The sequence below is a fragment of the Paenibacillus sp. NPDC058898 genome (assembly GCF_049316025.1).
Classification (GTDB): Bacteria; Bacillota; Bacilli; order Paenibacillales; family Paenibacillaceae; genus Paenibacillus_AQ.
Map to the genome: position 1 here is coordinate 517,096 of NZ_JBMOSM010000003.1, position 12,931 is coordinate 530,026.

Consider the following 12,931-nt stretch of genomic DNA (forward strand, 5'->3'; position numbering starts at 1 on the left):
CCAAGTTGATTTCCTATATACCAAAGAGTAAAGAGTGGGTTGCCCCACTCTTTACACAACGGTTTTATCTCCATGATTACCAAAAAAATTATAACATAGTCTGGTAATAGTGACAAGTATGACTCCTTGACTGTCAAGGCGTCACGGCCATGAAAGGATGACAAGAATCAGAACAATGACAACTGATTGCTCTCCGGCAGACCGCGGAAGCATCCCATTTGGGTCAACAGCTCCACGGCGGTTTTGCTTGCCTTCGATTTTTGCTGGAAATCCTCTATGGAGAGGAATTCACCGAATTCACGGGCGGCAGCAATATTGCGGGCGGCATTATCACCGATCCCCTGCAGTGCAGAGAACGGCGGAATGAGCGAATCTCCATCCACCTTAAATCGGAGCGCATCCGATTCATACAGATCGATGTTCTTAAACGAGAAGCCCCTTGCCGTCATCTCCAGCGCCATCTCCAAAATTGGCAGCATCCCTTTTTCCTTCGGGCTTGCTCCGAAGCCCAGCTGCTCAATCTCTTCAATTCGGCGATAAATCGCCTCATAGCCCTGACAGCATAATTCGATATCGAAGTCCTCGGCTCGAACCGAGAAGTACGTTGCATAATATTCTATCGGATAATAAAGCTTGAAGTAAGCCGTCCGCACCGCTGAGATAACATACGCGGCGGCGTGGGCTTTCGGGAACATGTACTGGATTTTGAGACAGGAATCAATGTACCACTGCGGCACTTTGCATTTCTTCATCTCGTCAATCCATTCCTGTGACAACCCCCGGCCTTTACGCACACTTTCTGTTATCTTAAATGCGAGGCTAGCATCCATGCCTGCCTTATAAATCAGGAACAACATGATATCGTCGCGGCAACCAATAACGGTTTTGATGTTGCATGTACCATTCTTGATGAGCTCTTGAGCATTGCCGAGCCAAACGCCGGTTCCATGTGACAGACCTGAGATTTGCAACAAGTCGGCAAAACTCGACGGCTGCGATTCCACCAGCATCTGGCGTACAAATTTGGTTCCCATCTCCGGAACGCCGAAGGTGGCCACCGGTGAGCGTATTTGCTCCGGCTTGACGCCCAGCGCTTCCGTTGAGTTGAACATGCTCATCACTTTCGGATCGTTCATCGGAATGGTCGTTGGATCCACGCCGGTCAAATCCTGAAGCATTCTCATCATGGTTGGATCATCGTGCCCGAGTATATCAAGCTTGAGCAAATTCGCTTCAAAGGCATGATAATCGAAATGCGTCGTTTTCCACTCGGCGTTGACATCGTCCGCAGGGAATTGCACCGGCGTAATCTCTTCCACTTCGATGTAATCCGGCACAACGACAATACCGCCGGGATGCTGGCCCGTGCTTCGCTTGACGCCGGTACAGCCTGACGCAAGCCGGTTCAACTCCGCGCCCCGCCAGCGCTTGTTGTTGTGTTCCTCGTATTTTTTAGCGAAACCAAACGCCGTCTTCTCTGCCACGGTACCGATGGTTCCGGCACGGAATACATTCTCCTCGCCAAACATCTCTTTGGTGAAATTATGGGCATGCGGCTGATATTCACCGGAGAAGTTCAAGTCAATATCGGGAACCTTATCCCCTTTAAAACCCAGGAAGGTTTCAAAAGGTATATCCTGTCCCTCGCCTTTCATCTTGTTTCCGCATTCCGGACAAGCTTTGTCCGGCAAGTCAAATCCACTCGGCACGCTGCCGTCCAGGAACCATTCGCTGTGCTTGCAGTCGCTGTTCAAGCAAATGTAATGGGCGGGAAGCGGGTTAACTTCGGATATGCCGAGGAATGTGGCAACGACGGATGAGCCTACGGAACCCCGTGAACCAACCAAATAGCCGTCCCGGTTCGATTTCTTCACCAGTTTCTCGGAAATCAAATAGTTCGCTGAGAAACCGTATTTAATGATCGGCTCAAGCTCTTTCTCCAACCGGGCCACTACGACCTCCGGCAAGTTCTCGCCATAAATGGACTTGGCCGTGTCGTAGCAGGTGTTGCGGATTTCTTCATCCGCGCCATCCAGAATCGGCGTAAACAGCTTATCCGGGAACAATTCCAACTCTTCAAAGCGATCGGCCAGCTCGCTAGTGTTCGTCACAACAACTTCATAACATTTGTTCTGTCCCAAAAACCCGAACTCTTCGAGCATCTCTTCCGTAGTCCGAAAATGCGCGTCAGGCTTGCGCATATCCTTGAGCGGGCTGAAACCGGTAATCCCATGGATGGTAATGTCCCGGAACAGCTTATCCCGCGGTTCAAGATAGTGCACGTTTCCTGTGGCGATGACTGGCTTGTTCAGCTTTTCCCCAATGCGCACGACTTTGGAAATTGCGGTTTTTATCTCTTCGGGACTGCCTACCAAGCCTTTGTCCACCAGATGCATATACATCGTCAACGGCAGAATCTCCAAAACATCGTAGAAGTCCGCAATCTCTTCGGCTTCCTCCTCCGTTTTGTTCAGCACCGTTTCGAAGAACTCCCCTTTTTCGCAGCCGGATAGCACCAGTAACCCATCTCGCATCTCTTGAAGCTTGGATTTAGGAATACACGGCACTCTCTTAAAATATTCGGTATGTGACATGGAGATCAGCTTGTACAAGTTTTTCTTGCCCGTCATATTCAAAGCATAAATACCGCAGTGGAAAGGACGGGTATTGGACAGATCCTTACCGACGTAATCATTGAGGCGGTCCAGCATCTTGACGCCTTTGGTTTTGTCCACATCGCTAAGGAGCCCGTTCAGGATTCCAGCCAGCGCAATCGTATCGTCAATCGCGCGGTGATGGCTTTCGAGCAGTACCTTATACTTATCTGCTAATGTGTTAAGACGATGATTTTTAAGTCCCGGATGCACCAGACGTGCAAGCTCCAGCGTATCCAGGTAGGGATTGTCAAGCGTATCCATCCCGGCATTCTTGAGTGCTGCCTGAATGAACCCCATGTCAAATCGAGCGTTGTGAGCCACAAGTACGGCATCCCCAACGAATTCAACAAACTCTTTCAATACCGGCTCCAATTCAGGAGCATCCTTAACCATATCGTCATTGATATTGGTCAATTGCTGGATATGATATGGAATTCGCTCATGCGGGTTAACGAAGGTTGCGTATCGATCAATCTCCTTGCCATCGTTCATCTTCACGGCAGCAAGCTCGATGATTTTGTTTGCGGTAATGGACAGACCTGTGGTTTCAATATCGAATACCACATAAGTGGCACTGCTGAGTTCAATCGACTGCGCCTGTTCCACGATGTTGACGGCATCATTCACGACATTGGCCTCAACGCCGTACATCATTTTAATCCCATGCTTCTTGGCGTTCTTTGCTGCATCAGGATAACACTGTACACCACCATGATCACTTACGGCGATGGCTTTATGTCCCCAGTTCGCCGCTGTTTTGATATAACGGTCGATCGGCGTGACCGCGTCCATCGTGCTCATGGTCGTATGCAGATGGAATTCAACCCGCTTCTCGGCCGCGTTATCCTTGCGCGAAGGAGGCGACGGTACTTCGTTGAGATCAGACGGGATCATCACCAGCTCAGGCACCTGCATAAACCGGTCGTATTCAACCCGTCCGCGAGCCTTCACCCACTTGCCGTTTTCAAGCAGGCTCAATACCTTAAGATCGTCCTTCGTCTTGCCAAACATTTTCATTTGCAAGGAATCGCTGAAATCCGTCAGATAGAATGTGAATAACGTACTGCCGTTACGAAGCTCCTTACGATCCAATCCGAAGATGGTCCCCTGAATCGTAATTTTCTTCTCTTCGTCTTGGATCTCCTGGAGCGGAACCGGTTGATCCTTGATATCATACCCAACCTGCAGCCGAACCGCGCCCTCTTCCTCATCCTCCGCGTCCAGCTCAGCTTCCATGCTGCTCATGATCTGCTCGATCACTTCGCGCTCTTCTTCTCGCTTCCTCTGCTCGAACTCCTCATAAGCTGCCTGACCATTATCACCAACCTGCATCTTCACACGCAGCGTCAGATCAAAATATTGTCCGAAAAAACGGGTAATGGCGGCATCGATCTGTTTCTTTCGGGCAAGCTCAAGTGACATGCCATCCGACATGGAGAGAAGGACTTGCCCATCCTCCACCTCGTATTTGGCCCTTGCCATCCATCCATTAACTGAAGGGATCTCCCGATGTGCCCACTCTAGAAACAATCCCCAATATTCTTGCACGATATCTGCTTCGGGAACGCCGCTTCCATATCGGAACACAAATTTGATCTTCGCGATATGCCCCATCTTCTCCTGAATTCTTAGACAAAATGTGCGATAGACCTCAGCTGGAACCAAGGTCTCCTTCAGGACGGTTATTCTCCAGTCCTTGCTGGCCCTGCTTGTCTCTACTTGCTCGATCACACCATCCAAAAAATAGGGTTCCACCAGATTGGCCGGAACATCTCCCTGCTTGACCAGCAGTTCAAATCGCTTCCTTTTATCTTCTGTTGTGTCCATGGTTCCCTCCCCCTGCATTGCACAAAGCTATAAGAAAAACTTCTATCGACGTACATCCACAGAAGACAAACTGCGTTTAGTCGATGTAAAAAAATAGAATAAAGCCTCCGCTGGCAGCACCCATTCGTCCTGCCCCAAAAAGAAGAGCGTCCGCCATACTGCCATCCGGAAGCTTACTCCAGATGATGAATCCCGGTTTTGGACGAAGGACTCCTCCCTCACCCAAACTTGCCGGGAACTCATATTATCGATTTACTAGTACGCTCTCGCGAACAGCACCGTATGTTTCGCATCATCACCGCATACGAGACACTTGGTTTTCTTCTCAGACGGTTCAAACGGAATGTTTCTGCTCGTAGCACCGGTTTCTTGCTTGACAGTATCTTCACAAGCTTCCGAACCGCACCATCCTGCCAAGGTAAACCCGCGTTTTTCTTCCATGCTTTCCTTCATTTCATCCAGCGTTTCCACGGAATAGAAATGATCCTCACGGAACTGCTTTGCGCGCTCGAACATTTCCTGGTGCACCTGCTCCAGCATATTCTCTACTTCCTGTGTCAGATTAGCCTGTTCTACGATTTTCTTCTCACCTGTTATGCGGGAGACAAGCACGCACACGCCATTCTCCATGTCACGTGGCCCGATCTCCAGACGCACCGGAACTCCGCGCATTTCATACTCATTGAATTTCCAGCCTGGACGCACATCCGGATTATCGTCAACGCGTACGCGGATGCCTGCTGATTTCAGTTCACGGAACAACTCGTCCGTACGACCCACAACCGCATCTCTCGTCTTCGGTGGACCGATTGGAATCATGATCACTTGCGTTGGCGCGACTTTAGGAGGAAGCACCAATCCGCGGTCATCCCCGTGAACCATAATCAAGGAACCAATGAGACGCGTGCTGACGCCCCAGGATGTTGTATGAGCGTATTCCAGCGTATTTTCACGGTTCAAATATTGAATGTCAAAAGCTTGTGAGAAGTTGGTACCCATATAATGCGAAGTACCTGCCTGTACAGCTCGTCCGTCTTTCATCATCGCTTCGATCGAGAATGTATCCACGGCGCCTGCGAATTTCTCCGAAGGTGTCTTCTGTCCTTTGATTACCGGAATCGCGAGATAGTCCTCTACGAATTGCTGATAGATATCCAGCATTTGCATGGTTTCCCCTCTTGCCTCAACTTCCGTTTCATGAGCAGTATGGCCTTCTTGCCATAGAAACTCGCTCGTGCGAAGGAATGGCAGCGTGCGTTTTTCCCAGCGTACCACGTTGGCCCACTGGTTGATCAGCACAGGGAGATCACGATAGGATTGAATCCATTTGGAATACATATGCCCGAACATCGTTTCAGAAGTCGGACGGATTGCCAGACGCTCTTCCAGCTTCTCTCCTGCCGCTTCCGTTACCCATGGCAGCTCCGGATTAAATCCTTCGACATGCTCCTTCTCCTTCTGGAAAAAGCTCTCGGGAATGAACAGCGGGAAATACGCATTCCGATGGCCCGTCGCCTTAAAGCGCCGATCCAACTCCTCCTGGATATGCTCCCAAATTTCATAACCGTCCGGTTTGAAGACGATGCAGCCTCTGACTGGAGAATAATCCATCAGGTCCGCTTTTTTGATGACATCGATATACCAGCGCGAGAAATCTTCCGCTTGCGGCGTAATCTCCGTCACGAATTGTTTATCCTTCGATTCCTTAGACATATAAATCGTGTGCCTCCCATTAATAAAACGCATGGTCAAAGCTCCTGATTCAGGCGGCTCGACTGGCGTTATTGGCGATATGTGTGAACGAGCTGCGGCTATAAAGCCAGCCCTTATAGTAACTCCATTTGCTAGATAGTGAAGCGTCATAATCTGCTAACAATAGAAAAGGTACGGCATTCGTTGCGGCTGGCGCACCGAGCCGTACCTTAGGGTTTATCCGTTGATCAAACGTAAAATATCGTTATAGGTTACGGCTATCATTAACAGGAACAGCATTGCAAACCCGATAAAATGAACCATGCCTTCTCGGTTCGGGTCAACTGGCTTGCCCCTTAAAGCTTCGATCCCTAAGAATACGAGCCGGCTTCCATCCAATGCCGGTATCGGCAGCAGATTGAATATGCCCAGATACAAGCTTAGAATGGCTGCCCAATAGGTCAGCTGTGCGATACCCTGTTTGGCAATTTGTCCCGTCACTTCGAACGTCCGTACAGGACCGCCAAGATCATCCATGGAGAACTTCTGAATCAACTGTCTGAAGCCCTGGAAAATAATATTCGTTGTATCTACCATCGCGGTCCCGGAACTGGTAATTGTCTCCCCAATCCCTGCGGATCGGGTAGGAAGCTTGGGAACTATCCCGACCTTGCCGCCTTCCTGACCCTCCATGGTCCGCGGAGTTAAGGTCAGATCAAATGACTCTTCACCCCGGCGTACCGTCCATTCCATCGGCTTGTCCTTGGAAGCCGCAATCAATTCGATCATCTTCTGATAATCGGCACCAATAGCGGTTCCGTTAATGCTCTCAATGATGTCTCCCTCTTTCAGATTGGCTTCATCGGCAGGCATGCCTTTGGTAATCTCGCCAATCTGTACATAGGTTGGATTCTCAACCGGTATACCGGCCATTTGGATGTGAAGAGCAAACAGCACGAAGGCCAGAATGAAGTTCATGACAGGACCTGCAAAAATCGCAAGCGCTCTTTGGCCCACGGTTTTGCTGCCGAATTGGCGGTCTCTCGGTGCGATCTGCGTCTCTACACCTTTGGCTACCGTTAAGGCTTGCGGATGGATTTCAAATTGCTGGAATTCACCATCCACATCAAGCCTAACCGACAAACGATCCACCATATCCATAAACTGGACTTCGCCGCGAATAACATTCTTACGGTTGTCGAGTTGATCCAGATAAATCTTTTTCACTTGATTCTCTGCATTCAATCGAACCGCAATCGTCTGACCGGGTTGAATCTCGACAAGTTCCGGATCTTCTCCGGCCATGCGGGCATATCCGCCGAATGGAAGAAGACGAAGCGTAAACTGCGTTTCATTGCGTTTATATGAGAACAGCTTTGGACCAAATCCAATCGCGAACTCGCGTACCAAGATTCCGGCACGCCGGGCAAAATAATAGTGACCCCATTCGTGCACGGTAACGATCACAAAAAACATGAGCACCGTTAAAAAAACGACCCGAACCATTTCCAATTCTTTACATCCCCCTTTTCCTCTGAGAACGCAGTATGTCCCTATAGATTATCATTATTCTCCTGTCGTCCACAAGAGAATCACAAGCTGTCCGCTTTTTTTTCAAGGGAGATTTCAAAAACACTTCAAATCCTATAGTCGGGAAGCTAATTCACGTGCGATTCGATCATTCTCTTCAATCGTCTCCAGTGCCGGTTCCGGCACAGCATGATGGCTTTGCAGCACTTCCTCAATGATCTCTTCTATCCGCAGAAAAGAGATTTCGCCGCGGAGAAACCGGGCAACCGCAATTTCATTGGCAGCATTGAATACCGTTGGCGCTGTCCCACCCATTTTACCACATTCATAAGCAAGCCTTAAACAAGGAAAACGTTCAAGGTCCATCTCCCGGAAATGCAGCTTGCCCGCTTCTACCAAAGATAGCCTTGGCGCAGGCGAAGACCAACGCTCCGGATAAGTAAGCGCATATTGAATCGGAACCCGCATATCCGGGTTGCCGAGCTGGGCAATAATACTCGAATCACGGAATTCCACAAAAGAGTGAATGATGCTTTCCGGATGAAGAAGCACGGAAATATTGTCATAAGGAATATCATACAACCAGTGGGCCTCCATCACCTCCAGCCCTTTATTGACCATGGTGGCCGAATCAATCGTGATTTTGGCACCCATGGACCAGTTTGGATGTTTAAGCGCATCCTCCACCGTAACGTTAACCAGTTGTTCACGGGTATAATCCCGGAATGAGCCTCCGGAAGCCGTCAGCGTGATCCGTTCAATATCTTCATGCCGCTCTCCGTTGAGGCATTGGAATATGGCGGAATGCTCACTATCAATCGGCAAGAGTTTTACCCCATTTGCAGCCGCTCGAGCCGTAACCAGATGACCAGCAGTTACCAATGTTTCCTTATTGGCAAGCCCGATTGTCTTCCCCTCATCGATCGCTGCAAGCGTAGAGGACAGCCCCATGCTTCCAACGACCGCTGTAACCACCATTTCCGCATCCGTCGCTGCCGCAATCTCGATCAAGCCTTCATGACCATGGAACACTTCGGTTCCGGCAGGAAGATCATGCCTGATGCTGTCAGCAAGCTCTTTTGTGGCAACGGACACTTTACGCGGAGAAAACTCCTTGACCTGCTGAAGCAGCAATTCCTTATTACTCCCTGCTGCAAGGCCCTCAATCTGAAAATGTTCCCGGTGTTTCCTCACGACATCCAAGGTCTGGGTACCAATGGAGCCAGTGGAGCCGAGTACGCTGATCTTCTTCATGCACATCTTTCCTTTCATTAGTAAGGCAGGAGACTCAATATATGTACAAACGGAAATACGACGATCCAACTGTCACATCGATCCAGTATCCCTCCATGGCCCGGCAGCAGTTTGCCCGAATCCTTGATGTCATACACCCGTTTATAAGCGGATTGCACCAAATCTCCGAGTTGACCGATAACAGCGCAGGAAAGTCCAATCAGAATCGCTTGTCCAGCCGTCAGGAATCCATCTGAGAAGAATGAAAAGAGCAGTGATGTGAACACGGCAATGACCACACCGCCGAGCGCACCCTCAACCGTTTTGTTCGGGCTTATGGAAGGCCATAATTTATGGCGCCCCATGGCGCGTCCGACAAAATACGCTCCCGCATCACTTGCCCAGATCGAGGCCAGAAGCAGAAAAGTCCAGAATACGCCATGGCCGTCAGGAGCATGTCGTGATTCGGCGATAAAGGAAAATCCGATTCCGATATACGCTGATGCCAAAAATAATAATGAAACCCGTTTGATATCAATTACATTCTTCGTCGTTACGGTCGCCAGCAAAAATAAAAGCAGCAGGAGCCAAAGTACATGTTCCCACGGGATCTGAATATTCAAATTAAGAGGTCCCCATGGAAATACAAGCAGCAGCACCCCCGCGTACCCAATCCATGCCGTTCCCCCGAACGGTGCCGTATTGGTCATGCGCACAAACTCATAATAACCGATTAGCGCCATCGCCAGAATAAGAAGATGGTACCATAGACCGCCTATGAAACATAATCCTAAAAAGACCGCTCCCGCTATAATTCCGGTAATCAATCGCTGTTTCAAAACGTTCCATCCTCCATCGGCTACGAAAGTCCACCGTAGCGCCTTGTTCTTTGTTGATAATCGGCTATGGCCTCCACCAAATGATCTTTGGTGAACTCCGGCCAATAGGCATCCGTAAACCATAGCTCACTATACGCTAACTGCCACAGCATGAAATTACTCAGCCGCAGCTCGCCGCTTGTGCGGATCAGTAAATCCGGATCCGGCAATTCGCCTGTGAGGAGCCGCTGGCCAATCAGTTCCTCTGTAATATCCTCAGGACGAAGAATTCCGTCTCGCACTTCTCGTCCGAGCGCCTTGACACTTTCGGTGATCTCTTTCCGGCTACCGTAATTGAGCGCAAAGTTAAGCACAAGCCCGTCATTGCCGGCTGTCTTCGCAACTGCTTCCTCCATCGCAGACACGGTATGGGACGGAAGGTCTTCCGGATGCCCCATCATGCGGACCTGGACATTTTTCTCGATCAGCTCCTCCAGCTCAATAGCCAGGAACTCCTGAGGAAGCTTCATCAGAAAATCGACCTCATCCTTCGGACGCGTCCAATTTTCTGTCGAAAAGGCATACATCGTCAATATTTTGATTCCCAAATCATCGGCAGCAATGGCCGCTCTTTTGACAGCCTTCATGCCATTCTGATGGCCTACGATTCGCGGCATACCGCGCCGTTTTGCCCAGCGTCCATTACCATCCATGATGATGGCAACATGATGTGGGATGTTGTCCGGAGAGAGCTGATGCGTCTGCTGACTGTCCTCCTGATTCAACCACGATCGAACCCGTTTGATCATTCCATTTCCTCCAGGCATCTTTCTGCAAAAAAAGAGACAAACCCCACCATTGACAGGAGGGGCCACAAGTCTCTTATACTTCCATAATCTCTTTTTCTTTAGCAACGAGGACTTTGTCGACTTCTGCGATAAATTTATCCGTCGCTTTTTGGATATCTTCCTGATGTCTCCGGGACTCGTCCTCGGAAATATCTGTTTTCTCCAATTTTTTGATGTCGTCGTTGGCATCACGGCGAATGTTGCGGATGGCCACTTTCGCTTCCTCGCCGAATTTCTTCGTCATTTTCACCAGCTCGGTTCTGCGCTCTTCTGTCAGTGCAGGTACGACGAGGCGAATTTGATTACCATCATTCGCCGGCGTCAATCCGACATCCGATTTCATGATCGCTTTCTCGATATCGGCCAAGGACGACTTGTCCCAAGGCTGGATCATGAGCGTTCTGGAGTCCGGCGTGCTGATGTTAGCCAGCTGATTCAGCGGGGTTGGTGCTCCGTAGTATTCCACCGTGATCCGGTCGAGTAGCGCTGGTGCTGCCCGTCCTGCGCGCAGCGTTGCCAGGTCACGCTTCAAAGACAGGATCGCTTTTTCCATGCGTTCTTCTGCATTCTTTTTCACCGATTGCGGCATTAATCTACACTCCCTTTGACGATCGTTCCGATTTTCTCGCCCAGAACGACGCGCTTGATATTACCTTGCTCCGTAATAGCGAAGACGATGAGCGGGATGTTGTTGTCCATACATAACGATGAAGCTGTAGAGTCCATTACCCCAAGGTTTTTGTTCAATACGTCTAGATACGTCAGCTGCTCGTACTTCTCGGCAGTTTCATCCTTAAATGGATCAGCGGAGTACACTCCGTCCACCTTGTTCTTCGCCATGAGAATCACTTCTGCTTCGATTTCCGCTGCGCGAAGCGCTGCAGTCGTATCGGTGGAGAAGTAGGGGTTACCTGTTCCTGCCGCGAAAATAACGACACGACCTTTTTCCAAATGCCGAATGGCTCTACGGCGAATATACGGCTCCGCAATTTGCTGCATGGAGATAGAGGTTTGCACCCGAGTCGGCACGTCGATCTGCTCCAAAGCATCTTGCAATGCCAAAGAGTTCATCACCGTTGCCAACATCCCCATATAATCTGCTGTTGCACGGTCTATTCCGTTCGCGCTGCCAGCAATACCGCGCCAGATGTTTCCGCCGCCGCACACGATCGCGACCTCCACACCAAGCTCGACAACCTCACGAACCTGCTCAGCGATCGATGAGATCGTCTCAGCATCAATACCATATCCATTCTGCCCTGAAAGGGATTCCCCACTGACTTTCAATATCACTCGTTTATATACAGGCTGTTCCAAATGATAACCCTCCACTTTAAGACGGCGCCTAAGTATACGACGCCCGTTTGAAAAACGACAGACAGACACACCGGCACACTGCTTGACGGTTTATAAAAATCGGGTAAACACATCCGTCTCAAGTAGAAACTTCTGGTCGTCTAATCAAGACTTAAATCCATACTTTCTTGTGAGATAAGGGTGCCTTTACTCCGAATTTATAACAATCTTATCTCTCTTATGCCTTTATATCTCTTAAAAAAGAAGGAACACAGGTGTGTTCCACTCTTTTCTATAACTTATATTAGCCTATTCGGCTTATTTATTCACCTGGGACATAACTTCTTCAACGAAGTTGTCTTGTTTTTTCTCCAAGCCTTCGCCCAATTCAAAACGAGCAAAACGACGGATGGAGATGTTCTCACCGATCGTGCTGATTTTTTCGTTAAGCAGCGTGTTGATCGTTTTGTCAGGATCTTTGATGAAGGATTGCTCAAGCAAGCAATACTCTTCATAGTATTTGTTGATGCGGCCTTCAACCATTTTTTCAACGATTTTTTCAGGCTTGCCTTCGTTCAGGGCTTGGTTTTTCAAAATTTCTTTTTCTTTCTCAAGCTCTTCCGTTGGCACTTCTTCGCGACGAACATATTTAGGGTTTGCAGCGGCAATATGCATCGCGATATCGCGAGCAAACTCTTTGAATTGATCTGTTTTACCTACGAAGTCGGTTTCACAGTTGATTTCAACGAGAACGCCGATTCGTCCGCCGCCGTGAATATAAGACTCGACAACGCCTTCAGTTGCAATACGTCCAGCTTTGTTAGCTGCTGCAGACAAACCTTTTTCGCGAAGTACTGCGACCGCTTTGTCGATATCACCATTTGTTTCATCCAGCGCTTTTTTGCAATCCAGCATGCCCGCGCCTGTTCTTTCGCGAAGTTCTTTTACCGCACTAGCTGTTACTGCCATTAGAATTCCCTCCAAATTGGTATGATGAAGTTTGCGTTTGAACCTCTCGAAAACCGTCATA

General features: G+C 49.2%; 9 protein-coding genes. All 9 read right to left on the bottom strand.

The genetic code is table 11. The annotated features are described in order from the left end of the window. Positions 1–167: 167 nt before the first annotated feature. Positions 168–4,484, bottom strand: a complete 4,317-nt coding sequence (locus ACOZB4_RS10775; protein ID WP_379404659.1) for a PolC-type DNA polymerase III — start codon at positions 4,482–4,484, stop codon at positions 168–170. A gap of 255 nt (positions 4,485–4,739) precedes the next feature. Next, complete coding sequence (proS, locus tag ACOZB4_RS10780; RefSeq protein ID WP_379404661.1) at positions 4,740–6,197, bottom strand: proline--tRNA ligase; 1,458 nt, start codon at positions 6,195–6,197, stop codon at positions 4,740–4,742. A 216-nt stretch (positions 6,198–6,413) separates the two neighbouring features. Beyond that, positions 6,414–7,682 (bottom strand): RIP metalloprotease RseP, encoded by a 1,269-nt coding sequence (gene rseP, locus ACOZB4_RS10785; protein WP_372238818.1) that lies wholly within the window; start codon positions 7,680–7,682, stop codon positions 6,414–6,416. Between the two features lie 138 nt (positions 7,683–7,820). Next, entirely contained in the window at positions 7,821–8,960 is a 1,140-nt protein-coding gene (locus ACOZB4_RS10790) for a 1-deoxy-D-xylulose-5-phosphate reductoisomerase (RefSeq protein WP_379404663.1), read from the bottom strand. Positions 8,961–8,977: 17 nt separating this feature from the next. Next, positions 8,978–9,778 carry a phosphatidate cytidylyltransferase gene (locus ACOZB4_RS10795; protein WP_098747006.1) on the bottom strand — a complete coding sequence of 267 codons (801 nt, stop codon included), beginning with the start codon at positions 9,776–9,778 and terminating at the stop codon, positions 8,978–8,980. A 20-nt stretch (positions 9,779–9,798) separates the two neighbouring features. Further along, positions 9,799–10,566, bottom strand: coding sequence for an isoprenyl transferase (locus tag ACOZB4_RS10800; protein WP_339266204.1), 768 nt, complete (start codon positions 10,564–10,566; stop codon positions 9,799–9,801). 73 nt (positions 10,567–10,639) lie between these two features. Beyond that, positions 10,640–11,194 (bottom strand): ribosome recycling factor, encoded by a 555-nt coding sequence (gene frr, locus ACOZB4_RS10805; RefSeq protein WP_071220110.1) that lies wholly within the window; start codon positions 11,192–11,194, stop codon positions 10,640–10,642. Beyond that, the gene (pyrH, locus tag ACOZB4_RS10810; protein WP_006211297.1) at positions 11,194–11,922 is read right to left on the bottom strand and encodes a UMP kinase; all 729 of its coding nucleotides are present in this window, start codon (positions 11,920–11,922) and stop codon (positions 11,194–11,196) included. The genes frr and pyrH overlap by 1 nt, the downstream gene beginning before the upstream one ends. 297 nt (positions 11,923–12,219) lie before the next feature. Continuing rightward, positions 12,220–12,870, bottom strand: a complete 651-nt coding sequence (gene tsf, locus ACOZB4_RS10815; protein ID WP_076325251.1) for a translation elongation factor Ts — start codon at positions 12,868–12,870, stop codon at positions 12,220–12,222. Between the last annotated feature and the right edge of the window lie 61 nt (positions 12,871–12,931).